Below are 24,534 nucleotides of genomic sequence, written 5' to 3' on the forward strand. Positions count from 1 at the left end.
TCCCGGTAAAGCTGTTTTGATGTGCAATTCGGACTCTCATGCATCAGCCACGGCGTTTCGCAGGCCGAGAGAGGCCCGATATCGCATGTCTCCTGTCGCCGCGAAGAGATTATCCAGAATGGCTAATATCCGCGCCAAACCGATTGCGCGCGCCCAAGCCATCGGCCCATGCGGATAGTTGACGCCAAAGCGCATGGCGAGATCGACACCTCCCTCGTCGGTGACGCCCTGCAGCACGGCTTCGAAACCTTCGTTCGCGATCAGTGACAACGTGCGCAGCACGACCAGACCGGGCCAATCGGGTAAATGTGTTGCCTTCAGCCCGTCTCGTTCCAGAGTGGCCAGAAACGCCTGCAGTGAGGCCTCCGGAACACCAGAGGACGTGGCAAAGCCGATATGTGTTTTTCCCGATGTTCGATCGCAAAGGTCTATCAATATGACGGGAGCGCCAGCTTCCAAAGATCTTTGTCGCGCGGTGCGTCCATCAGTAAGCGCAATAAGTACTCCATCTCGTTCCACTTCACGCTCTAAGTCGATACCTTCTGCCCAAGCCAGCGACTGTGTGGTTGCAGCAACAATGGTGGCCTGCGGCTTTTGCGTGTTCTCTGCGTAGGAATAAAACCCTTGGCCACTCTTGCGGCCAAACCGTCCAGCATCGACGAGTTCCCGCTGCATAAGAGAGGGCCGGAAGCGCGGCTCATATTGATAGGCTTCGAACACCGAGTTACTCACCGCGAAATTCACATCGTTCCCGATAAGGTCCATCAACTCGAAGGGCCCCATTCGGAAACCGCCTCCCTCGCGCATGAGCGCATCAATCGTCGCAGGCGTCGCAACACCTTCCTCGGCCAACCGCAACGGCTCGCCGTAGAAAGCGCGAGCCACGCGATTCACAATGAATCCCGGGGTGGACTTGGTGTGAACTGCGATCTTGCCCCAGCTTTCCGCTGTAGCATGGACAGTTCGGGCAACCTCGGGCGAGGTGGCGAGACCGGATACGACCTCTACCAGCTTCATGATCGGTGCCGGATTGAAGAAGTGCATGCCTACCAGCCGCTCGGGCCGTTTCAGACCCGCTCCGATCGCGGTGACCGAGATCGAAGAGGTGTTTGTCGCGAGAATGGCATCCTCTGACAACAAGATCTCGAGCTCAGCGAAGAGCCTTTGCTTGATCTGCAGGTTTTCGACGATTGCTTCGATGACGAGGGACGCTTCCGTGAAGTCGGAGAGTGCGTTCGCAACCTGAATTCGGCCCACGATCTCTTCCGCCCGCTCGGTGGCAAGCTTCCCGCGCTCGACCTGTTTTTTGAGGCCAGCTGCGATCCGATCGTGGCCGGCGGAAGCGGCGCCTTCAGCAACGTCGTAGAGAAACACGCGATGTCCGGCGGCAGCCGCCACCTGCGCGATCCCGGCACCCATCGTACCGGCGCCAATGACCGCAACCGTGTTGATCGAAAAACCTGTCATTCGAGGCACTCCAGTGCCAAAGCTGCGCCCTGACCGACACCAACGCACATCGTTGCCAGACCTACCTTTTGCTTCCGGCGTTCCAACTCCATCAAGGCCGTCCCGACGAGGCGCGCCCCGGACATGCCCAACGGATGGCCAAGCGCGATGGCGCCGCCATTCGGGTTCACATGCTCCGCGTCGTCGGGGAGTCCCAACTGCCGCAGAACGGCAAGGGCCTGGCTCGCAAAGGCCTCGTTCAGTTCCACCACATCGAAGTCGCCAATGGTCTTGCCGATCCGTGCGCAAAGCCGTTCGACCGCCGGGACCGGACCGATGCCCATGACACGCGGAGGCACACCGGCCGCCGAAGCTCCGAGAACCCGAGCGCGTGGCCTCAAGCCATGTCGTTTGCACGCTTCGGCCGACATCAGAAGGAGTGCCGCGGCACCATCATTCACACCGGAGGAGTTTCCCGCGGTCACACTACCACCCTTTCGGAAGGGCGTTGGAAGTGCTGCCAAAACGTCAAGTGATGAGGCCCGAAGATGCTCGTCTTGAGCGAACAGGATGGGCGCTTTCTTACCCTGGGGAACTTCGACCGGCACGATTTCGGCGGCGAAAGTGCCATCAGACTGGGCTCGAGCCGCCCGTTCCTGGGACCGGAGCGCGAATGCGTCCTGGTCCTCCCTCGACACATCGTAGTCTTCCGCCACATTCTCCGCCGTCTCGGGCATAGAGTCCGTACCGAAACCCTGCTGCATCTTGGGATTGATGAATCGCCATCCGATCGTCGTATCCTCAATCGCATTTGCCCGGGAAAAAGCCTTGTCAGCCTTGGGCAGCACGAACGGAGCACGCGACATGCTTTCGACACCCCCGGCGATGACCACGTCGGCCTGACCGGATTGGATCTGGGCCGCAGCCATCCCAATGGCAGAAAGCCCTGAGGCGCAGAGTCGATTTACCGTGATACCAGGGACTGTCTCGGAGAGGCCTGCCAGCAAGGCAGCCATCCGCGCGACGTTCCGGTTGTCCTCGCCCGCCTGATTTGCGCAACCGAGAATGACCTCATCGACCAACTCGCTGCCAACCGCCGCCGAACGGGCCATAAGCGCAGACAAAACGTGAGCGGCGAGATCGTCCGGCCGCACCGGTGCCAGGCTGCCACCATATCGTCCGATAGGGGTGCGCACATAGTCTACGATAAAAGCGTCCTGAGACATGTTTGGGGTCCTTCAGGTTTGGTGAGTTGGGGGAGGGACGAAGAGCGAGTACACAGATCCCAAAGAGATTTTGTCCAAGAGACATGGTCTCCATCCGTCCACCAAACTTGCGTTGCAAGTGCTTGCCAGGTAGACAATAAGTGACGATTTAAAGGTTTGAGATCTATGACGAAAAAGATCGACAGGACGACGGAATCTTACGAGACCAACAACCGGATTTTCTTCCGGCTGTTTCAGCTCGGAAACCTCCTGCAAACCAAGAGCACGAGCAATCTCGGCGTCACCACCGTGCAGTGGTCTGTGCTTGGCGCGCTTTCGACGGATCGGTCCAGGGAGGGGTTCCATTTCGGGGCCTTGGCTGAGTATCTGATGGTGAGTAAGCAAAACCTTGACGGCGTGCTGTCACGGCTTGAGCGCGAAGGATTGGTCGAACGCCGAAAGGGAGAAAAAGACCGTCGATCGAAGCTCGTCTTCCTTACACCGAAGGGTCGCGCCTTCTGGGAGCAAACCGAAACCGGGATAGACGCGTTCTACCGGCAGGCGACAGCCGACTTCAGTGTCAATGAACGCATCGCCTTGGCCTACCTCTTTCAGAAACTCCGTTCCAACCTGAAGGGCATGGACGACACTTCCCTGATCGAACCCGCCGAAACCGAAAGTGAAAGCGCCGAGGATTGACCCCGACGCCATCGGTTCACTTCCGGAAGTTCGGTTTGCGCTTTTCCATGAATGCGTTGACGCCCTCTTTGGATTCCTCGGTCTCGTAATAGAGGCTCAGCGCCTGCATCCCCATCCCTGAAATGCCGCGGATCGACTCGCTGTCGAGGTTGAAGCTCTTCTTCGCAATCGAGATCGCGGTAGGGCTGAGCGCCTCGATTTCAGAGCACCATTTTTCGACTTCAGTATCTAGGTCGTCATGGGGCACGACGGTATTGACGAGCCCCATGGCCAAAGCCTCCTGAGCCGAGTAGCGGCGGCAGAGCATCCAGATCTCGCGCGCTTTCTTCTCGCCGACGACACGTGCCAGAAGGGCAGTGCCGAATCCCGGGTCGACGGACCCGACCTTCGGTCCGACCTGACCAAAGATTGCTTTCTCAGACGCAATCGCCAGATCGCAGACGGTAACCAGTACGTTGCCGCCGCCGATGGCATAGCCGTTGACGCGAGCGATCACCGGCTTCGGGACATCGCGGACGGTGCTCTGCAGCTCTTCGACAGGCAGCCCGATGATACCGCGCCCATCATAGCCGCCATCATGGGCGGACTGATCGCCACCGGTGCAGAAGGCCTTGTCGCCAGCGCCGGTGAGCACGATGGCTGCCACGGACTTGTCCCATGCCGCCTTGTTCAAGGCGTGAATGAGTTCCTCGCAGGTCTGGCCACGGAAGGCATTGTACTTTTCCGGGCGGTTGATGGTGATCCACGCGGCGGCCCCGCGCATCTCATATGTGATATCCTGATAATCCATGATTTCCTCGTTTTATCCGTGCATCGTGAGACCGCCGGAGACACTGATGGTCTGACCGGTGATGAAATTGGCGTCTGAACTCGCCAGAAAGGCGACGATCCCGGGCAGATCATCAGGCTTTCCGAGCCGCTTCAGCGGGATTGCGCGTTTGAGACCTTCGTAAATTTTTTCGCCAAACTCTCCGTTCCCGACGAAGGAGCGCAGCAGCGGCGTATCCGTAGGACCGGGGCAAACCGTATTCACGACAATCCCGTTACGCGCCTGTTCTCGCGCGAGGGTCTTGGTGAATGCGATAATCCCACCCTTACAGGCCGAATAGACGCTTTCCCCAGAGGAACCGACCCGACCAGCATCAGAGGCCATATTGATGATCTTTCCCCCACCGGCTGCGATCATACCTGGCAGGACGGCGCGCTGGAGATTGAGAGGCCCCATCAGGTTGATGCTGATCAGCTTCTCCCAGAGCTCAGGGTCCGTTTCAATAAACGGTTTGGCCACATCCCAGCCGGCGTTGTTGACCAAAATGTCGATCTGCCCATGAGAACTGATCGAGTCAGCCACGACTTTCTGAACAGCGGACATGTCGGTGATGTCGAGCACAACGTGCTCGATCTTTCCTGGCAGATCTGCAAAGTCGCGGGCCATTTCGGCCAAAGCCTCCGCGTTGAGATCAGTGGCGATTACCGTGACCTCTTCTTCCGCGAAACGCTTGCAGATTTCTCTGCCAATACCGCCGGCCGCGCCGGTCACAAGGGCAATACGCCCGCTCAAGTCTCTCATGATGTCCTCCTGGTATCAGGGCGCTTTGGCGCAACTCTTGCCGCTCAAAGCAGTTCGCGCAGTTTGAATTTCTGGACCTTACCGGTCGCGGTGGTTTCGATGGGTCCGAAGATGACCCGTTTCGGAACCTTGAATTTTGCGAGCCCCGCAGCACAGTGCTGCAGGATGTCTTCAACCGTCGTAGCCTCGCGCCCGGGCTTCAGCTGAACGAAGGCACATGGGGTCTCACCCCACTTTTCGTGCGGCATCGCGATAACCGCTGCCAAGGCGACTGCCGGATGTTTGTAGAGGACGTCCTCGATCTCGATCGACGAGATATTCTCGCCCCCAGAAATGATGATGTCTTTCGACCGGTCTTTGAGCTCGATGTATCCGTCGGCATGCATCACGGCGAGGTCTCCGCTGTGATACCAGCCGCCCGCGAAGGCTTCTTCTGTCGCTTCCGGATTCTTGAAATAGCCCTTCATGGCGTGCCCCCGATAGACGACTTCGCCCATCGTCTTGCCGTCCCTCGGGACGGGGTGAAGCGTCGTGGGATCGACAACATCCTTCTCGGGCGTGATGACCGTGCGCACACCCTGTCGCGCCATGATTTTGGCGAAAGCGGCATCGTCCAGCGCCGCCCATTCGGGTTGGATCTCGCAGATCGTCGCGACGCCCTTCATCTCGGTCATGCCGTAGACGTGAAGCAGATGGAAACCGAGGCGCTTTGCTTGTTCCAGGATTGCTGCAGGCGGGGCCGAACCCGCGGTCATAACGCGCACCGGCTTTTTCAATTTCTGTCCGTTTCGCGCCGATTCTTCACCGAGGAAGGCCAGCACGGTCGGCGCGCAGCACATGTGCGTCACGCTGCATTCGTCGATTAGCTCGAACACTTTTGCGGGCTCGACCTTGCGAAGACACACATGAGTGCCACAGGCGGCGGCAACGCCCCAAGAAAAGGCCCAGCCGTTCACATGGAACAACGGCAATGTCCAGAGGTAGACGGGTGCATCGACCATATGATGGTGAAGGATCTGGCTCAGACTGACCAGGAACATGCCGCGATGGCTGTTGAGCACCCCTTTGGGGTTTCCGGTCGTTCCGGAGGTGTAGTTGATCGTAATCGAGTCCCATTCGTCCTCGGGCATTCGCACGGCGCCATTGGCATCACCGTTGTCAAGAAATGCCTCATATTCCAGTTCGCCGACCTGAACGGGGGTTCCTTCGGCTTCGGGATCCACGATGTCGACGACGGGGATGGGCGCGGCCATCAGGGCAATGGCATCTTTTGCCAATTGCCCAAACTCACGGTCGACCAGCAGCATCTTCGCTTCCGAGTGCGTCAGGATGAACGCGATCGAGGCAGGGTCGAGACGAATGTTGAGAGCGTTCAGAACACCGCCCGCGAGCGGCACCCCGAAATGGCTTTCAATCATCGCTGGCGAATTCGGTGCCAGGATCGCGACAACGTCACCACGTTGAATTCCCGCGCCAATCAGCGCCGTCGCAAGTTGACGGCACCGAGCTGCGTGCTCCGACCAGGTGAAGGTTTGCTTGCCGTTGACCACTGCAATACGGTTAGGGAACACGTCTGCCGCTCGTTTCAGAAAGTCGAGCGGGGTTAACGGCGGACAATTCTCAGGCCGCCGCGCGAGGTAGTCGTATTCTTCCATGGTTTTTCCTCCCTAAGAATGTGTCGTGATCAAAGCAGGTTGCCCACACGGGTCCCGTGTTCGATAGCCCGTTTGGCATCCAGTTCCCCGGCCAGGTGGGCCCCTCCGATCAGGTGAAATCCGACACCTCGTTGTTCTAACTGCTGCGCCAATTCGCTGTTCGAAACCTGGCCCGCGCAGACAACGATCGTATCGGCTTCGACCATCATCTCACTGTCGCCCAGCAGGATGTGGATGCCGTGGGCATCAATCCGGTCGTAGATCACTCCAGACATCTGCTTCACGCCCCAATCCTTCAGCTCCTGTCGGAGGATCCAGCCGGTCGACTTGCCAAGGGTCTTGCCAAACCGACCGTCGGACCGTTTCAGCATAGTAACATCGCGCGCAGCCGGTTGCGGTGATCGCTCCTGGCCAATGCCCCAATGCTTGCTGAAAGCCTCGATTTCAGAGAGACTTTCGCTGTTCCCGTGGGCCAGGAAGAGCGCGACATCATGCCCGATGCCACCGCCGCCGATAATTGCAACACGCTTGCCGGGAACGACCTTTCCGCTCAGGACATCTGTGTATCCCACAACGTTCGGACCGTCCGCGCCCGGGATATCCAGCTTTCTAGGCTCGATGCCGGTGGACACGACGATCTCGTCGAAACCCGCATCGAGCAACGTCTGCGCGTCGACTCTGTTCCCAAGTGCGATCTTGACACCGGCCGCAGCCAATTGCGCGTCGAACCCTTCGATCGCGCGCAGGTAATCGGCCTTGCCCGGCACTTTCGAGGCCAGCCACAACTGTCCGCCGATCCTTTCGGAGGCCTCGAATAGCGTCACGTCATGACCTCGCCGTGCGGCTTCCAAAGCACAGGCGATCCCCGCGACGCCTGCTCCCACGACGGCAACCTTTTTCACCTGCGCTGCGGGCTCATCCGAGAACTCACCTTCACGCGCGGCCCGCGGATTTACCAGACAGGAGATCGGCTCGTCGGTGAAGTAATGGTCGAGGCAAGCCTGGTTGCAGGCGATGCAGACATTGATCTGGTCCTTGCGCCCCTCGAACGCCTTGTTGACGAACTCGGCATCCGCAAGGAACGGTCGGGCCATCGAGATCAAGTCACCCTGGCCGCTCTCTATCACCGCATCCGCCACTTCGGGCAGGTTAATGCGATTGCTTGCCACGACAGGGATCGAAACGACCTTCTTGATGGCCCTCATTGCATCCGCAAAGGCCGCGTGCGGGACGACGCCCGCAATCGTCGGAACAGTAGATTCGTGCCATCCGACACCGGTCCCCAGCATGTCGGCACCGGCCTCTTCCAGACCTTTTGCCAGGTCCAGAACTTGTTTGTCAGTCATTCCGCCATCAATGAGGTCGACGGCCGACATGCGGAACGACAGGATCGCTTGAGGACCCAGCGCCTCGCGAACCGCCCGGGTCACGGCCAGAGGGAAGCGCAGGCGGTTCTTCCAGCTCCCGCCCCACTCGTCTTCGCGATGGTTGGTGTAGGCCGCGAGGAACTGACTCATCAGATAACCCTCAGAGCCCATGACCTCGACGCCATCGTAGCCAGCTTCGAGGGCGCGCTTCGCCGCGACCGCGTAGTCTTCGATCGTCCGCACGATATCGTCGTGACTGAGCTCCGCCGGTGAATCGCGATTGATCGGCGACTTGATGGCTGTCGGCGCGACCTGGGCAGAATGGTAGGCGTAACGACCTGCGTGAAGCAGTTGGAGAAGGATTTTCCCTCCCGATGCATGGACCTGAGAGGTGATGAGCTTGTGCGCGTCGATGTCTTTCTGGGTACCAATCGTGCAATGCTCATCCTTGATGCGTCCGGCAAAGTTTGGAGAGAACCCGCCAGTGACGATCAGGGCTGCGCCACCGGCTGCGCGCTCGGCATAGAACCGGCCCAACTGGGCAAACCTGTCTTGATGACCCTCGAGGCCGGTATGCATCGACCCCATGACAAATCTGTTGGGGAGCACAACCGTCCCCACTTTGATTGGCTTCGCTGACGGCGAACTGTTTGCGCTCATGATTCCTCCTCCCACGAATCTTCCCGGCGTTCGGGCACTTTGCTGGCTGCGACATGTCGCACAGTCCCCCCTATCAGTCAAGATATTGACTGATATACACACTGCAGCGATGATGCGGCCCGATCGGAGGCGCCCCGAGAAACCAGCCTCGCCGATTGCAGTAACTATCTATAATTAATGGCTTTAATTGGATTTTTTCAGCTGCAGTCATGTGAGGTTTCTTCTCCCATTCATAGTATGACGATAGGGCGGGGCGGTCGTCGCCTCCATCACTTTTAATCAATTACTTGACCTATAAGGGCTGTTGTGCGAGGTTCTCGACGCCTGGGGAGGAGCGCCATGGTGGCGATTCACGGCCGCAGGCATAGGGAGGAAGCTATGAAAGCTCTTACAGTGGCCGCCGCGGCCACCTTTATTCTCGCATCCGCAGCGAGCGCGGAAACTTCGATCAAGTTTGGCGTACTGACCGACCTGAGCGGTCCCTATTCGGACCTTTCCGGTGAGGGCTCGGTGGTCGCGACCCAATTGGCCGTCGACGATTTCCTCGCCAACCACCCTGACTTCTCGATCGAAGTTGTGAAGGCCGATCACCAGAACAAGCCCGATGTCGGCTCAGCGATTGCACGCGAATGGTTCGATGAGCAGGGCGTCGACGTCATCGTCGATGTCGCAAGCTCGGCGGTCGGTCTGGCTGTCAGTCAGATCGCACTCGACAATGACAAGCTGTTTTTGGCGACCGGACCGGCAAGCGCTGCCTTCACCGGAAAATCCTGCTCGCCGAACACAATCCAATGGACCTACGACACCTACGCGCTGAGCCACGGCACCGGAAATGCCATCGTCAAGAACGGCGGCGACAAGTGGTTCTTCATCACCGCAGACTATGCTTTCGGCCATGCGATGGAAGGAGACACGTCAGGGGTCGTGACGGCTGGTGGCGGGGAAGTGCTCGGCTCGGCCCGCGTGCCTCTGAACACCTCTGACTTCTCCTCCTATGTGCTCCAGGCCCAAGCGTCGGGCGCGAATGTGGTTGGGCTCGCGAACGCGGGAGGCGACATGATCAACTCGATCAAGCAAGCCTCTGAATTCGGCCTTACCCAGTCAGGCGTCACGCTGGCGGGACTCCTGACCTTCGTGACGGACGTTCACAGCCTGGGTCTGGAGACCGCGCAGGGACTTCAGTTGACCGAAGCCTTCTACTGGGATCTCAACGACGACACCCGGGCCTGGTCCGCTCGCTTCGAGGAGCGGCACGGAAGCAAGCCCTCCCAGGTTCATGCGGGGGCGTACTCGGCGGTGACCCACTATCTCAATTCAGTCGCAGCGGCGGACTCCAAGGACACCTCGACCGTCGTCGCACAAATGAAAACCACGCCTACCGAGGATGTCGTTTTCGGCAAGGGTTACGTTCGCGAGGACGGCCGGAAGATGCATGACATGTATCTCTTCCAGGTGAAGACGCCGGCGGAATCCACCGGACCCTGGGACTATTACAAGCTGGTCGCAACAATCCCGGCCGAGGAAGCCTTCCGGCCGCTCACCGAGAGCGACTGTCCTCTCATCGCGAAGTAACGGCTTCGGCGACGCACCTTTCCGGCCATGGAACTCAAGGATGAAAGAAATGAAAGCGTTTGAGCGTTTTGACGCGATACAGGGCTTCTCTGACGAAGAGATCATGATGCTGGAACAGGTGCGTCGCCTAGCCGACGATGTGTTGCTGCGCGAAGCGGAAACCAATGAGGAAAACGGCACGTTCCCGTTCAAATCTATGGCGGCGCTGCAGCAGCTCGGAATGTTCGGAGTGTGTATCCCCGAACAGTTCGGGGGTACACCCATCACCTACAAGGCCTATCTGAACGCGGTGCAGATGATCTCCGAGGCATGCTCTGCCTCAGGCATCATTTTCGGGACGACCATGGCCCTCGTGCACCCCTTGAAAATGCACGGTACTGAAGAACAAAAGGCACGCATTCTGCCGAAGATTGCCGAAGGCGCGATCGGGGCACTGGCGCTTACGGAACCGCACGCCGGCTCCGACGCAACCGACCCAAAAACGACCTTCACGCCTGATGGCGACAACATCGTGGTGTCGGGCAACAAGATCTTCATCACGAGTGGCGATGTCGCCGATTTCATTCTGGTCTTCGGCAAATGGAAAAGCACTGACGAGCACAACGGCAAGCTCAGTGCGCTTATCATCGACAAGGGTACGCCCGGTTTCAACGTCTTGGGCCGGGAACGGAAAATGGGGATGCATGCATCCTCTACCGCGAGCCTCGCCTTCGAGGACTGCAAGGTGGCGCGTGAACAGCTTGTCGGTCTTCCGGGAGACGGGCTCAAGATCATGCTCGACACACTGAACAAGTCCCGCCCAAGCGTCGCAGCCCATGCATTGGGGATTGCTCGCGCAGCATTCAAGGACGCTGTCAGCTACGCGAATGAGCGGGCGCAGGGCGGGAAACCCATTATCCGGCACCAGGCGATTCAATTCATGCTCGCCGATTATCTGGCCGAGCTCATCCAGACGCAGAGTTTGATGAACTATGTAGGCGATCTGGTGGATGACGGTCAAAACGACATCGGCGCTGAAAGCTCGATGATCAAGATCAAGGCGTCGGATTTGGCCATGCGTCTGACCACAGACGCCGTGCAGGTCCATGGTGGCAGCGGTTACTGCAAACCGCAGCGTGTCGAGCGCCTGATGCGGGACGCCAAAATTACACAAATTTGGGAAGGCACAAACCAGATCCAGCGCGGCGTCATCGGGCGCAGCCTGATCACTTCCTGAACAAAATACAGAGGGGCAATCCATGGGAACTGATCCGGAAATCTTCACTCTGCTCTTGGATACGGTACGCAGGTACGTCTCAGAGCGGCTGATCCCGGCGGAGGCAGAGGTGGTCGAGACCGGAAAGATCCCGGACGAGATCATTGCCGAGATGAAAGAGATGGGGCTCTACGGGCTCTCCATCTCAGAGGACTATGGCGGCCTTGGCCTTTCGATGGAAGAGGAGGTCCGCCTCGTCTTCGAACTCGGACGCACCTCTCCGGCGTTCCGGAACGCTCCGGGCACAAATATCGGCATCGGTTCTCAGGCAATCGTGATCTCCGGCTCTGATACCCAAAAGGCCGAATACCTCCCCAAACTGGCAACAGGTGAGGTGGTCGGATCATTCTGCCTGACCGAGCCCGACGCGGGCTCGGATGCGATGGCGATCCACACCTCGGCGACCCGAGATGGCGATCACTACATCCTGAATGGGACAAAACGCTACATTACGAACGCTCCCAAGGCACAGCTCTTTACGGTGATGGCGCGTACCGCGCCGGAACGGAAATCCGCGAGCATCTCTTGTTTCCTGGTCGATGCGAAGACTCCCGGCATCACACTGGGTCCTCCGGACAAGAAGATGGGGCAGGCCGGTGCGCTGACGTGCGACGTTATCTTTGACAACTGTCGCGTACCGGCCAGCACTCTTTTGGGAGGCGTCGAGGGGAACGGCTTTACGACCGCTATGCGCGTTCTGGACAAAGGCCGCCTTCACATCGGCGCACTTTGCACTGGGATCGCCGGCCGGCTTATCGAAGAGAGTCTTCGATATGCGATCGAGCGTAAGCAGTTCGGCAAGCCCATCGCGGACTTCCAGCTCATCCAAGCGATGATTGCGGATAGCCAGGCCGAAGCCTATGCCGCGCAATGCATGATCCTTGACGCGGCACGTCGTCGTGATGCCGGAGAAGATACAACACTCGTTGCCGCAAGCGCAAAGATGTTCGCCTCAGAAATGGTCGGGCGTGTCGCGGATCGCGCCGTCCAGATTCACGGAGGCGCCGGATACATGGCCGAATATGCCGTCGAACGATTCTACCGCGACGTCCGCCTGTTCCGCATCTTCGAAGGCACGACTCAAATTCAACAGACGATCATCGCCCGCGAACTCCGGAAACGGTTTGAGCGCGATGACGCCTACTATCTTTAAGACCTGCTTGGGAGGAGCAGCATGGAGCGCCTGATCAAACTCGAAAACCGAGGCGAAATTGCGGTGTTGACGCTTAATCGACCCGACCGCCTCAATGCGTTGAGCAATTCGTTGCTGTCGGAACTCTCTGACGCATTCGATGCCCTCATGAACAGCGATGCGCTTGTTCTGGTCGTGACCGGAGAGGGAAGCAAATCTTTCTGTGCCGGTGCGGATATCGGTGAGATTCAGGACCTTTCACTGCCCGAGAAGAAGGCCAAGGCCGAGCGCGGTCAGGCGATCTTCGCGAAGCTGGATGCGCTCCCGATGCCGTCCGTCGCCCTGATCAACGGATATGCCTTCGGCGGCGGGCTCGAGCTCGCGCTCGCCTGCACGTTCCGACTTGCGACGCCCAACGCGAAAATGGGTTTGCCTGAAATCAAGATCGGGCTCATCCCCGGATATGGTGGCACGCAGCGCTTGCCCCGCGTCGTCGGAGAGGCGCGCGCCATCGAAATGATCCTGACAGGTCGCGGCGTCCCGGCCGACGAAGCCAAGGCCATCGGGCTCGTCCACGAGATTGTCCCCGATAACCGACTGGAAACGATCCAGTCCTTTATCGACACATTTGCGTCCTTCAGCCGATCAACCATGTTCTACAGTCGCCAAGCCGTGTCACGTGCCTGGAACACGTCGCTGCCGGAAGGCCTGGCGGTTGAAGCGGACCTGTCGACCAAAGCTTACGCGCACGCGGACGCGCAAGAGGGGATCTCAGCCTTCGTTGAGAAGCGAACCGCCAACTTCAACCAGCGCGGTGACTGACATGAAGCCACCTCGCATCCCTCCAGTCCCGGATCAAAACATCATCGAAACGCGGAACCTGTGTAAAAGTTTCGGCGGCATCCTCGCGGTGAACGATCTCAATCTGACGGTCAAGCGCAACACCATCCACGCGCTAATCGGTCCGAATGGCGCGGGTAAAACTACGGTATTCAACCTTTTGACCAAGTTCCTGACACCGACGTCAGGACAGATTCTGTTCGACGACGTCGATATCACCTACGTCTCACCCGCTGCGCTGGCCCGAAAAGGGATTGTCCGTTCGTTCCAGATCTCATCCACGTTTCACAGCCTGACTGTCCTTGAGAACGTCCGCGTGGCGTTGCAACAGCGGTTGGGCAATGCGCTTCATTTCTGGCGTTCCAAGGCTAGTCTCTACACGTTGCACGACCACGCTCTGGAATTGATCGACTGGGTGGGTTTGTCAGCCGATATCAATACCAAGGCTGACTCGCTCTCCTACGGGAAGAAGCGCGCGCTTGAGATCGCTACCACACTGGCGCTTGAACCCGAGATGCTGCTTCTCGACGAACCGATGGCCGGGTTGGGGCAGGAAGACATCGGCCGCATCGCGGAGCTGATCAAACGGATATCCGAGAATCGCACCGTTCTGATGGTCGAGCACAATCTCTCCGTTGTCGAAGATCTCTGCGATCGGATCACTGTACTGGCGCGCGGCGCCATCCTCGCCGAAGGGGATTATGCAACCGTTTCGAAGGACAGCGCGGTCCTGGAAGCCTATATCGGAGGAGGCGAAGCATGAGCGCTGCCGCAGTTCTGCAAGTAAGGGAGCTGAATGCTTTCTATGGACAGAGCCATGTCCTGCACGGCATCAACTTTGAGGTGGGAGAGGGTGAACTCGTCACCCTGCTCGGTCGAAACGGCGCCGGAAAGACAACCACACTTCGCACACTGATGGGGCTCGTCAAAGGTCAGGGCCAGGTCCTGCATCGCGGCGACAACGTCCTCGGCATACGTACGTTCCGGATCGCGCGGCGCGGGATCGGCTACATACCCGAGGAACGCGGTATCTTCTCAAGTCTCAGTGTGGCGGAAAACTATCGTCTTCCGCCGCGCTTCGCGGACGGCGGTATGAGCGATGCCGAGTTGGAGGAACTCTTTCCAAACCTCGCGGAACGCTGGAAGAGTGGCGGAACCAGCCTCTCGGGCGGAGAGCAGCAGATGCTCTCCATGGCCCGAGTGGTGCGGACTGGCGCACGACTGCTTCTGATGGACGAGATCACGGAAGGTCTCGCGCCGGTCATTGTCGAACAAATCCGCAAAGCGGTCGTGACGCTGAAGTCCCGTGGTTTCACCATTCTTCTGGTGGAGCAGAATATCGACTTCGCCCGTTCGATCGCCGATCGCCACTACGTGGTCGAGCACGGCGAGATTGTCGATCAAATGGATCACATCACCGCGAATTCCGAAGCCGGTCTCGCCAAGATTCACGAATACCTAGGAATATAAGGGGGGAGCCAAGAATGGACATATTTGGCATTCCGATCCAGGCCCTGCTTGGTCAGCTTCTGATCGGCCTGATTAACGGCTCGTTCTATGCGATGCTGAGCCTCGGCCTTGCGATCATCTTCGGGCTTCTGAAGATCGTCAACTTCGCGCATGGCGCACAGTACATGCTAGGCGCTTTCTGCGCCTGGTTCCTCGCGGTGAAACTCGGCCTGGGTTACTGGCCCTCTCTGGTTTTGGTCCCACTCTTGGTGGGGATTGGAGCCATCGCGGTCGAAAAACTCTTGTTGCGGCATGTTTACGACATCGACCATATCTACGGGCTTCTGCTCACCTTCGGGATGGCACTCGTCATCGAAGGCGTGTTTCGCAACAGCTTCGGCGTCTCGGGGATGCCCTATCCCACACCAGATGCGCTCAAGGGTGGCTGGAACCTGTCAGTCCTGTTCCTCCCCAAGTACCGCGCGTGGGTTCTTGTCGCATCGGTCATTTTGTGCTTCTCGACCTGGTTCCTGATCGAACGGACCCAGCTCGGCGCCTATCTCCGTGCTTCGACCGAAAACCCCAAAATGGTTGAAGCTTTCGGCGTGAACGTGCCACTTTTGATCACCCTCACCTACGCGTCCGGGGTAGCGATCGCCGCCTTCGCGGGCGTTCTCGCCGCCCCTATTTACCAGGTCAGTCCGACAATGGGCTCGAACCTCGTAATCACGGCCTTTGCGGTCGTGGTCATCGGAGGCATGGGTTCCATTCTCGGAGCGGTTCTCGCCGGATTCGGTCTCGGCATCGTTGAGGGGCTGACCAAGGTCTTCTACCCCGAGGCTTCGAGCACCGTCATTTTCGTAATCATGGCCATAATCTTGCTGGCGAAGCCCGCTGGACTGATGGGGAAAGCGCAATGAACAACAACCAAAGTATCGCTCTCGCCGAGAAAGGGCTCTCGTCGATCGCCGTTTTCGCGGTACTCGGCGCCTTGGGTATCGCACTCGCTGCTCCCTTCTTCTTCTACCCTGTCTTTCTGATGAAGGCGCTCTGCTTTGCGCTTTTCGCCTGCGCGTACAACTTGCTGCTTGGCTATGGCGGAATGTTATCGATTGGACACGCCGCATTCTTCGGCGGTTCCGCCTACGTCGCCGGCTATGCGATGAAGTACCTCGGCTTTCCACCCGAACTGGGAATTCTCCTCGGCGGCGGGGTTGGCGCGGCCCTGGGGTTGGTCATTGGCTGGCTGGCAATCCAGAGAAGCGGAATCTATCTCGCCATGATCACGCTCGCGCTTGCGCAGATTGTCTTTTTTGCAGCTGTTCAACTCCCCTTCACCGGCGGTGAAGACGGGCTGCAGAACATCCCACGTGGAAACCTTTTTGGTCTGATCGATCTCCGCAACGATCTGTCAATGTATTATCTCGTCCTCGCGGTTTTCGTGATCGGGTTCTATATCATTCATCGCACAATCGAATCCCCGTTCGGACAGGTTCTGGCGGCGGTGCGGGATAACGAGAGCCGCGCGACGTCGCTGGGTTACGACATAAACCAGGTCAAACTTCTGGTCTTCATCATCTCCGCCGCGCTCGCCGGCGTTGCCGGGGCCACAAAGTCTATCGTGTTCCAGCTGGCGTCGCTGACCGATGTGAACTGGCACATGTCGGGAGAGGTCATTCTCATGACGCTCATCGGCGGGATGGGAACCAGGTTTGGCCCGGTCGTCGGCGCTTTGATCATCGTCTCCCTTCCCACGTTCTTCACCGATCTCGGGTCTCACATCATGACCGTCCAGGGAGCGATTTTCATTCTCTGCGTGCTGCTTTTCCGCAAGGGAATTGTTGGCACCATTCCAGACTTGCTCGGTAGATGGAGATAATAAAATGAAGGTACTCGTACCGGTCAAACGCGTCATCGACTACAACGTAAAAGCGAAGGTAAAGGCTGACGGGTCTGGGGTTGATCTCGCAAACGTGAAGATGTCGATGAACCCGTTCGACGAGATTGCGGTCGAAGAGGCAATCCGGCTGAAGGAAGCAGGGGTTGCGTCCGAGGTTGTTGCGGTTTCGGTCGGCGTGAAACAGGCGCAGGAAACGCTGCGCACGGCGCTGGCGATGGGCGCGGACCGGGCGATTCTGGTTGTGGCGGCGGACGACGTTCACACGGATATCGAGCCGCTGGCGGTTGCCAAGATCCTGAAGGCGATCTGCGACGAGGAGCAGCCGCAGATGGTTCTTGCGGGCAAGCAGGCGATCGACAACGACATGAACGCGACGGGACAGATGCTGGCGGCGTTGCTGGGCTGGAGCCAGGCGACCTTCGCCTCCCAGGTCAAGGTCGAGGGCGACAATGCCAACGTCACGCGTGAGGTCGACGGCGGGTTGCAGACCATCTCGGTCAAGCTGCCCGCGATCGTGACCACCGACCTGCGCCTGAACGAGCCACGCTATGCGTCGCTGCCCAACATCATGAAGGCGAAGAAGAAGCCGCTGGACGAGAAGACCGCCGCCGATCTGGGCGTCGATGTCAGCCCGCGCCTCATCATCGTCAAAACCGCCGAGCCCGCCGCGCGCGAAGCCGGCATCAAGGTTGGCTCGGTGGACGAGCTTGTTGCGAAACTCAAGGAAGCGGGAGCCGTGTGATGTCTGTACTTCTTCTAGCCAAAGTCACCAATGGCGAGCTCAGCTTGGACGCCACCGCGAAGGCGGTTACCGCGGCACAGGCGCTTGGCGATGTGACAGTGCTCTGCGCGGGAGCATCCGCTGCGGCCGCTGGTGCGGAAGCTGCCAAGATCACGGGCGTGGCACGGGTGCTGGTCGCCGAGGACGCAGGCCTAAGCCACCGTCTGGCCGAACCGGCGGCGGCGCTGATCGTGTCGCTGGCGGATGGCTACAGCCACATTGTGGCGCCGGCCACCACCGACGCCAAAAACATCCTGCCGCGCGTTGCGGCGCTGCTGGACGTGATGGTGATCTCGGACGTGACCGGGGTCATCGACGCGGACACGTTTGAACGCCCGGTCTATGCGGGCAACGCGACGCAGACCGTGAAATCGTCGGATGCGACCAAGGTGATCACCTTCCGCACCTCGACCTTCGACAAGGCCGGTGACGGCGGCGCAGCCGCGGTTGAGACCGTGGCGGTTCCGGCCGCCGCAGGCCTGTCGTCCTGGGTCGAGGACAAGGTGGCCGCAAACGACCGCCCGGAACTGACCTCAGCGGGGATCGTGGTGTCTGGCGGGCGGGGCGTGGGTTCGGAAGCGGACTTCAAGATCATCGAGGCGCTGGCCGACAAGCTTGGCGCGGCCGTGGGCGCGTCACGCGCGGCGGTCGACAGCGGCTTCGCCCCGAACGATTGGCAGGTCGGCCAGACCGGCAAGGTCGTGGCGCCAGAGCTTTACATCGCCGTCGGAATCTCGGGCGCGATCCAGCACTTGGCCGGCATGAAGGACAGCAAGATCATCGTCGCCATCAACAAGGACGAAGAGGCCCCCATCTTCCAGGTCGCAGACTTCGGCCTCGTCGCCGATTTGTTCGATGCGATTCCGGAACTGACCTCGAAACTCTGAAACGCCAAGGCGGAAGGGGAAAGCTATGATCTTTACGCCCTATGGCGAGCCGGAAGCATCGGTGGAGAACCTGATGGAGACCGGGTTCTTCGATTTTCAGAGCCAAGTCGTCCAAGAGTTTATCGACTCATCCGTCGGCGATGCCACCGAGCAAGCGCAGAAGGCCGTCCGCCTATTTTACGCGGTACGCGACAAGATCCGGTACGATGCCTATGGCGTTTGCATCGATCCTGATCGCTATCGGGCGAGCTTTGTTATCGAAAATGGCGCGGGCTATTGCGTTCAAAAAGCCAGCGTTTTGGTCGCATGCCTTCGCGCTGTTGGCATCCCTGCTGTCATCGGCACTAGCGACGTCGTCAATCATCTGACAACGCCTAAGCTCAAGCGAATGATGGAGGGCAGGGATATCTTCATGCACCACGCCTATGCTGCGATGCATCTGGGAGACCGGTGGCTTAAGGCTGTCCCCGCCTTCAACATCGAGCTTTGCGACAAGATGGGCGTTGCGCCGACAGAATTCGACGGAAGAGAACACGCCCTCCTTCAACAATATGACTCCGAACAAAATGAAAACATGGTCTATCTCAAAGATCACGGTTTCTGGAGCGACCTGCCGTTTGACAGAATCTCGGCAGATTTTCGGGCCTATTATCCCGCCGCCTTCCTCGGCAGCTCAAGCGAAGCGATCAACTAACCCACGCTCTGGGAACCAACCCATCACTGGAGGAAATGTCTTGAAAGCGGTGCAATTGACCTCTCGTGGCAAAGGCGGCATTGGCGTCGCGGATTGTCCGCAAGAAGAGCTTTTTCCTGGATTTGTCCGTCTACGCATGCTGGCCGCCTCGATAAACCGAGTCGACCTTTACATGAGGGAGTCTGGGGAAGGCATCCGACACTCGCTGCCTTTGATAATGGGCGTAGACGGCGTTGGAGAGGTCATCGAGATTGCCGGGGCCTCGGATTTTCGTATCGGTCAACGTGTTATCATCTACCCCTACTCCTATTGCGGGCAGTGCCGCTATTGCCAGATGGGCGATCAGACATTGTGCAACTCCGCGAAGATATTTGGGGAGCATATTGACGGAACGTTTCGTAGCGAGATGGTCGTGCCCGCCAAGTCCGTCCTGTCATTGTCCGATAGTGCTGACGTTGAGCAAGCTGCTACACTAGGAGTTGCTTATCTGACCGCGTGGCGAATGGTCTTCGGCAAGGGACCTGTCGAACCCGGAATGTGGGTTCTCGTGCAGGGTGCGGGTGGGGGCGTTTCCTATGCTGCCATGCAACTCGCTAGGCTAGCAGGTGCAAAGACAATCGTGACGACAACAGGTGCCCAAAAGGTCGCGCACTTTGAGGAAATGGGTGTAGACGTCATCGACTACAGGGAAGCGAGAGTTCCTGACGCAGTCATGTCGTTGACGTCTGGCGAGGGCGCTGACCTTGTGATTGACAATTCTGGTGAAGCAAGCTGGCCAGCGTCCTTACGATCTCTCGCGAGGGGCGGGCGGATTGTAACTTGCGGGGCAACGACAGGCGGTCACCCCTCCGCCGAACTTCAGCGACTGTTCATACGTCAGTTCAATATCCATGGCTCCACGATGGGCAGCATGGACGAACTGCGCCGTTTGCTCCGTGCATTTGAAGCTGGTGTATTCGAACCGATGATCGACAGCCGTTTCTCTCTATCTGAAATCAAGGCCGCATTCGAGAGGCAGGAAGCGCCTGCACGCATGGGAAAGGTCGTTCTCAGAATAGCGGAATAGCGTGAGAGTCCCGTGTTGCGCCCCATACCCAAGGCGTCGGAGGGCAGAAATCTACCAACGAGCAACCAACCTCCCAAAAAATGATCCAAGGCAAAACGAAATACACATGGGACAAGCATTGAAAACCTTCGTGTTCGAAAGGACAGTGCCGTTTGGCCACTGCGATCCAGCGGGTATTCTCTATACTCCGCGAGCGCTCGATCTGTGCCTCGAAGCCATCGATGACTTTTGGAAAGACATCCTCGACGGAAATGGATGGTTCGAACTCACAACCGAGCTCGATCGCGGGTCGCCATTTGTCAACGTGAACATCGATTTTAGAAATCCCATGACCGCGAAATTTCCAATCATGGTTGAACTGGAACTCGCGAAGTTAGGTTCAACGAGCGTTGTTTTTCAGCTCAGAACTTTTCAGGAGAACAAACTCTGTTTCGAAGCAAGTCTGACTTGTGTTCTCGTAATCAATAGTAGACTCGAAAAAATCGCTCGGGACGACTGGTTTCGCAAGAAGATCGCAGACCAACTTGGCATTAGTTAACGGCGGACAACAGTATTTACATAAGAAGTCTTATGCGACTTTTGGCCAACCTAAAATTTCCCTGTAGAATTCGTCCTCTACAACCTCCCTGTGGACGACCGACTGGCGGCACCGGTATTGCCGGTGCCGCCCTTTTCCGAAAGAACGATTGAACGGCCCATTATGTTAGCGAGACGGATCATCCCGTGACCTGCGTTTCGGCAGGCATCCCGTTCCGGCGATCTCGCGCCGTTCCAAGAATTCTTCTCTACACTTCCGAATGTAACATATATCGCGTGGCGATATTTCGCGCACCGTGTCCGTTTCGCGGGCATGAACTTGCGGGATCGTGTAGCACTGAACATCCAGGAATTGAGACGCGCCCGCGGCCTCAGCCAGGAGGAGCTTGCTCATCGGGCCGACGTGAGCCGCGGCCAAGGCCGAGATTGGCCGCATCCTCAACCTTCGCGTCCGGCTGATGGCGGCAAACCAGCAGCGCGAGGCGGCCCATGCGCAGCACCTCGTCGCCGACCGGCTGGCCGAGCGCGACTTCATGCAGATGGGAGTTCCCGAATGAGACAGCTTCTCCTGACCGTGGCCGCGGTCGCCACACTCGGGTTTGCCTCGCCCGCAACGGCCCAAGGCGTACCAACGTTTGATGGCTCGCAGCTTGGTCAACTCGTGGCCCAGCTCGAACACATGGCCGAGGACCTGAATGTCCAGATGCAGCAGCTCGCCACAATGCGGCTGGAACTGGAAACCCAACTGTCGCAGCTCACGAACCTCGAGGCGCAACTGACCTCGCTCATTGAGGGCAGCGGGCTCGGCGAGCTCTTCGCAACAGTCGAGGAATTCCGCGCGCTGCGTGGCAAGCTGGTGGCCCCGCTCAACACCGCGCAGTCGCTGGCCAGCGGCGATTTCCTGAGCGGCTTCAATCCGGGTGCGGAACTCTCGGCCTCAGTCGAGCGGGTTTTGTCTGGCAGCGGTTTCACCTCGGAGCGCCTGAGCACGCTCTCGGGCTCCGATCAGCCCGCCGACAACCGCATCGCCGCCTCGGCCGGGGCCAGCGCCATGCTCTCCGTCGCGGCGCAGGAAAGTCACGAGGAGGCCGGTCAAAGCCTCGAACGGCTCGAGACCATGGTCGGGCTCATCGACGATCAGGACGGGCTGAAAGCCGCTGTCGACCTCAACACCCGCGTCACCGCCGAGCTCGGCATCATCCTGACCCAGATCTGGCGGCTGGAAGCGGCGCAAGGCGTCAGCGCCGGTCAGCTTGGCGTCGTCGATGCCGCAACCCTCGCGGATGAGCGCAAGTTCCGCTCGATGGCGGTGGATCCATGAGGAAGTTCATGACCCACAACTTGGCACCAACTCGGACACTTGGTCTCGCAGCACTTGTCTTTGCTGCCCTGCCCTGTGCAGTGCTGGCCCAGACCCAGAGCACGGATCCGTCCAGCGACACGCCCTTCAGCTCGATGGCCATCGCCCGGGACGAGGCCGACGCATGCCGGGTTCCGAAACCGCCCGCCGATCTGGCCGAAACCGCCTATCTCCGCAACGGCTACCGCGCGATCCTGCGCATCCTGATCGCCGAGGAAGCCCTCGCCTCGGAAACCTGCACCTGCCTGCTGGACGACTTTACGTGGGATCAGGCGCTCACCGCCCTGCCCCGGTTCCAGACCTCGGACAACCCGCGCCTGCCCTTCCGCATGAAGACGAAGAGCCCAAGTGCCGGGCCACGCGCCGGATATGCACCGGCCGGCGCTACAAGGCTGAGGATTCGGGGGGAATCGAAAAATTTCACTTTCGCCCGCCGCGCATGACGTAGGTAGACCCGGAACCGAAGCCTGCCCATCCACCACGGTAGAAGTCACCGGGGCCTTGAGCGTGGAGGGTGCCGTGGGGTCTCGCTGACAACTTCTAGGCACCAAAAGGATCGGCATCCGCGTCCATGCGATGTGCCGCTGTAAGGTATTCGGTACTACAGCGTCTTTTCCCGGCAACGGCGCCTTATCGCAATTGGTGGATGCACGAAGACGTGTTGCTGGCAGTTCATTCTTCGCTTCGCCTTCGGTCGAGCACTTCACACGCAGCGAGCGCGTCTCATGCAACGATTTGGTTCTTCGAAGAAGAGGTCCTGAAATGAAGGTAGCCGATCCCGTCTGCGGAAAGACAGTTGATCTCGGAGAGGCTGAGGCGGTCGACTATCGGGGTTGGGCATATTTTTTTTGCTCCACCGCCTGCCGCGCGGCGTTTCTTCATACGCCAGACCGCTATGCCGAATCGCGTCAAGGTCGCGCCACTCCCCATGGCAAAATCAGAAAGTCACCTCGAACTGCGCAGTGATCGCGCGGACGACACATCCATGTCTGCAGAAGCGAAAAGATGACCACTCAGCCTCATGATCCCACCGCTTATCCAAGTCTAATCGCCCGATCTCCCTTGCCCTCTCTTTCTCGATTTCTCGGCAAACTGATCCAGACCGGCCGCTTGACGATTATCGACACAGCGGGACAGATTCAAAATTTCGGCCCAGATAACAGCCACCCTTGCGTCACAGTCAGACTTCACGATCCGTTCCTGCCGCTGCGTATTCTCCTTCGACCGTCACTCGCCTTGGGCGAGGCCTACACGGACGGCAGGATCACGATCGAAGAAGGGACGCTACGAGACCTACTACACCTTTGCACCAGTAATTTCGAAGCTGTTGACCAACATGCAATCGGTGCACTGCGGAGCGGTCTCGACCGATTGCTTCGCAGGCTCCACCAAGACAACCGGCTCGGGCGCGCACGCGTCAATGTCGCACACCACTACGATCTTTCGGGCGCACTCTACGATCTGTTTCTCGATCAAGATCGGCAGTATTCCTGTGCCTATTTCCACAACGGTGCCGAGACGCTCGAAGAGGCGCAGGAGAAGAAGAAGCGCCATATCATGGCCAAACTGTTGCTCGAGCCAGGCATGCGTGTGCTCGACGTTGGCTCCGGATGGGGCGGCCTCGCTCTGGAGATGGCTCAGACGGCAAGTGTGGACGTCACAGGCTTGACGCTCTCGCAGGAGCAACTCGCCGTCGCAAATAAGCGCGCTGCCGCCGACGGCCTCACCTCTCATGTACGTTTTGCCATGCGGGACTATCGGGATGAGCAGGGAACTTATGATCGGATCGTCTCCGTCGGCATGTTTGAGCATGTCGGGGTGGCGCACTACCGCACCTACTTCGACACGCTGAGCAAGCGGCTGAAATCCGACGGCGTCGCCCTAGTGCATGCAATCGGACGGACTGGACCGCCCGGTTCAACTGATCCTTGGCTGCGGAAGTACATATTTCCGGGCGGTTATTGTCCGTCACTCTCGGAAGTATTGGCAGCGGTCGAGCGGTCGGGGCTTTGGGTAACCGACATCGAGATTCTGCGACTGCACTATGCCGAAACACTCCGGCACTGGTTCGAGCGCTTCCAGGTTAATCGCGACCAAGCCAAAGCAATCTATGACGAGCGCTTCTGTCGCATGTGGGAGTTCTATCTTGCCTCATGCGAAGCGGCGTTCCGCAACGGCCCGATGATGGTGTTTCAGCTCCAGCTCTCGCACCGGCGCGATGCGGTCCCGCTGACGCGCGACTACGTCGCCGCCAAGGGCGGGCAATACACCGTAGCAGAGGACGTCGCCGTATGAGACCGGTCCGCGCAACGTTCGCCCTATGATCGGCGGCCAGCTTCTTCGAATGGGTACCGGGACCACCGGCCTTACCGCTGGAGAGGGTGTCATTCAGCACAGGTGGGCCATCACCCGCTCGGGATGCCTCTGCTGATGCAGCGAAATCACCCAACCAGCCCAGG

24 protein-coding genes are annotated in these 24,534 nt (G+C 58.9%); 18 read left to right on the forward strand and 6 right to left on the reverse strand.

The annotated features are described in order from the left end of the window. Window positions 1-36: 36 nt before the first annotated feature. Both V6766_RS13960 and pcaF read right to left on the reverse strand, forming a co-directional pair. On the reverse strand, window positions 37-1,467 hold the full coding sequence (locus V6766_RS13960; RefSeq protein WP_448467376.1) for a 3-hydroxyacyl-CoA dehydrogenase: 1,431 nt from the start codon (window positions 1,465-1,467) through the stop codon (window positions 37-39). Next, window positions 1,464-2,672, reverse strand: a complete 1,209-nt coding sequence (pcaF, locus tag V6766_RS13965) for a 3-oxoadipyl-CoA thiolase (RefSeq protein WP_448467378.1) — start codon at window positions 2,670-2,672, stop codon at window positions 1,464-1,466. The genes V6766_RS13960 and pcaF overlap by 4 nt, the downstream gene beginning before the upstream one ends. A gap of 165 nt (window positions 2,673-2,837) precedes the next feature. Between pcaF and V6766_RS13970 the strand changes: the two genes are divergently transcribed. Beyond that, complete coding sequence (locus V6766_RS13970) at window positions 2,838-3,350, forward strand: MarR family winged helix-turn-helix transcriptional regulator (RefSeq protein ID WP_448467380.1); 513 nt, start codon at window positions 2,838-2,840, stop codon at window positions 3,348-3,350. A 16-nt stretch (window positions 3,351-3,366) separates the two neighbouring features. Here the strand turns inward: V6766_RS13970 and badI are convergent, their stop codons facing one another. From badI to V6766_RS13990, 4 genes are read right to left on the reverse strand one after another with little or no spacing between them, the layout of a single operon-like run. Further along, window positions 3,367-4,140: a 2-ketocyclohexanecarboxyl-CoA hydrolase gene (gene badI / locus V6766_RS13975; protein ID WP_448467382.1), complete on the reverse strand. Its 774-nt coding sequence runs from the start codon at window positions 4,138-4,140 to the stop codon at window positions 3,367-3,369. Between the two features lie 12 nt (window positions 4,141-4,152). Continuing rightward, the gene (locus tag V6766_RS13980; protein WP_448467384.1) at window positions 4,153-4,920 is read right to left on the reverse strand and encodes a glucose 1-dehydrogenase; all 768 of its coding nucleotides are present in this window, start codon (window positions 4,918-4,920) and stop codon (window positions 4,153-4,155) included. A gap of 44 nt (window positions 4,921-4,964) precedes the next feature. Next, on the reverse strand, window positions 4,965-6,575 hold the full coding sequence (locus V6766_RS13985; protein ID WP_448467386.1) for an AMP-binding protein: 1,611 nt from the start codon (window positions 6,573-6,575) through the stop codon (window positions 4,965-4,967). Between the two features lie 29 nt (window positions 6,576-6,604). Continuing rightward, window positions 6,605-8,602, reverse strand: a complete 1,998-nt coding sequence (locus V6766_RS13990) for an FAD-dependent oxidoreductase (RefSeq protein ID WP_448467388.1) — start codon at window positions 8,600-8,602, stop codon at window positions 6,605-6,607. Between the two features lie 378 nt (window positions 8,603-8,980). On the opposite strand from V6766_RS13990, the gene V6766_RS13995 reads away from it, so the two are divergent. From V6766_RS13995 to V6766_RS14075, 17 genes are all read left to right on the forward strand, one after another. Continuing rightward, window positions 8,981-10,174 carry an ABC transporter substrate-binding protein gene (locus V6766_RS13995; protein ID WP_448467390.1) on the forward strand — a complete coding sequence of 398 codons (1,194 nt, stop codon included), beginning with the start codon at window positions 8,981-8,983 and terminating at the stop codon, window positions 10,172-10,174. A 40-nt stretch (window positions 10,175-10,214) separates the two neighbouring features. Continuing rightward, window positions 10,215-11,390, forward strand: coding sequence for an acyl-CoA dehydrogenase family protein (locus tag V6766_RS14000; RefSeq protein WP_448467392.1), 1,176 nt, complete (start codon window positions 10,215-10,217; stop codon window positions 11,388-11,390). A 22-nt stretch (window positions 11,391-11,412) separates the two neighbouring features. After that, complete coding sequence (locus tag V6766_RS14005; protein WP_448467394.1) at window positions 11,413-12,582, forward strand: acyl-CoA dehydrogenase family protein; 1,170 nt, start codon at window positions 11,413-11,415, stop codon at window positions 12,580-12,582. A 21-nt stretch (window positions 12,583-12,603) separates the two neighbouring features. Beyond that, window positions 12,604-13,383 (forward strand): enoyl-CoA hydratase/isomerase family protein, encoded by a 780-nt coding sequence (locus tag V6766_RS14010; RefSeq protein WP_448467396.1) that lies wholly within the window; start codon window positions 12,604-12,606, stop codon window positions 13,381-13,383. A 1-nt stretch (window position 13,384) separates the two neighbouring features. Beyond that, window positions 13,385-14,164, forward strand: coding sequence for an ABC transporter ATP-binding protein (locus V6766_RS14015; RefSeq protein WP_448467398.1), 780 nt, complete (start codon window positions 13,385-13,387; stop codon window positions 14,162-14,164). Beyond that, window positions 14,161-14,871 carry an ABC transporter ATP-binding protein gene (locus V6766_RS14020; RefSeq protein WP_448467400.1) on the forward strand — a complete coding sequence of 237 codons (711 nt, stop codon included), beginning with the start codon at window positions 14,161-14,163 and terminating at the stop codon, window positions 14,869-14,871. Before V6766_RS14015 ends, V6766_RS14020 begins: the two co-directional genes overlap by 4 nt. Window positions 14,872-14,885: 14 nt before the next feature. Continuing rightward, window positions 14,886-15,770, forward strand: coding sequence for a branched-chain amino acid ABC transporter permease (locus tag V6766_RS14025; RefSeq protein ID WP_448467402.1), 885 nt, complete (start codon window positions 14,886-14,888; stop codon window positions 15,768-15,770). After that, entirely contained in the window at window positions 15,767-16,729 is a 963-nt protein-coding gene (locus tag V6766_RS14030; RefSeq protein ID WP_448467404.1) for a branched-chain amino acid ABC transporter permease, read from the forward strand. Before V6766_RS14025 ends, V6766_RS14030 begins: the two co-directional genes overlap by 4 nt. Before the next feature lie 4 nt (window positions 16,730-16,733). Continuing rightward, window positions 16,734-17,492, forward strand: a complete 759-nt coding sequence (locus V6766_RS14035; RefSeq protein WP_448467406.1) for an electron transfer flavoprotein subunit beta/FixA family protein — start codon at window positions 16,734-16,736, stop codon at window positions 17,490-17,492. After that, the gene (locus V6766_RS14040; protein WP_448467408.1) at window positions 17,492-18,418 is read left to right on the forward strand and encodes an electron transfer flavoprotein subunit alpha/FixB family protein; all 927 of its coding nucleotides are present in this window, start codon (window positions 17,492-17,494) and stop codon (window positions 18,416-18,418) included. Before V6766_RS14035 ends, V6766_RS14040 begins: the two co-directional genes overlap by 1 nt. Window positions 18,419-18,443: 25 nt before the next feature. Beyond that, window positions 18,444-19,112, forward strand: a complete 669-nt coding sequence (locus V6766_RS14045; protein WP_448467410.1) for a transglutaminase-like domain-containing protein — start codon at window positions 18,444-18,446, stop codon at window positions 19,110-19,112. Between the two features lie 49 nt (window positions 19,113-19,161). Next, entirely contained in the window at window positions 19,162-20,178 is a 1,017-nt protein-coding gene (locus V6766_RS14050) for a zinc-binding dehydrogenase (protein WP_448467434.1), read from the forward strand. A 106-nt stretch (window positions 20,179-20,284) separates the two neighbouring features. After that, window positions 20,285-20,716 (forward strand): acyl-CoA thioesterase, encoded by a 432-nt coding sequence (locus V6766_RS14055; RefSeq protein WP_448467412.1) that lies wholly within the window; start codon window positions 20,285-20,287, stop codon window positions 20,714-20,716. Window positions 20,717-21,268: 552 nt separating this feature from the next. After that, window positions 21,269-22,036: a type IV secretion system protein gene (locus V6766_RS14060; RefSeq protein ID WP_448467414.1), complete on the forward strand. Its 768-nt coding sequence runs from the start codon at window positions 21,269-21,271 to the stop codon at window positions 22,034-22,036. An 8-nt stretch (window positions 22,037-22,044) separates the two neighbouring features. Continuing rightward, entirely contained in the window at window positions 22,045-22,518 is a 474-nt protein-coding gene (locus tag V6766_RS14065; RefSeq protein WP_448467416.1) for a hypothetical protein, read from the forward strand. A gap of 319 nt (window positions 22,519-22,837) precedes the next feature. Then, window positions 22,838-23,041 carry a YHS domain-containing protein gene (locus tag V6766_RS14070; RefSeq protein ID WP_448467418.1) on the forward strand — a complete coding sequence of 68 codons (204 nt, stop codon included), beginning with the start codon at window positions 22,838-22,840 and terminating at the stop codon, window positions 23,039-23,041. Window positions 23,042-23,080: 39 nt separating this feature from the next. Next, a complete protein-coding gene (locus V6766_RS14075) occupies window positions 23,081-24,370 on the forward strand; it encodes a class I SAM-dependent methyltransferase (protein ID WP_448467420.1) in 1,290 nt (429 codons plus the stop codon). Window positions 24,371-24,534 lie beyond the last annotated feature (164 nt).

It is taken from the genome of Martelella sp. AMO21009, assembly GCF_053484295.1.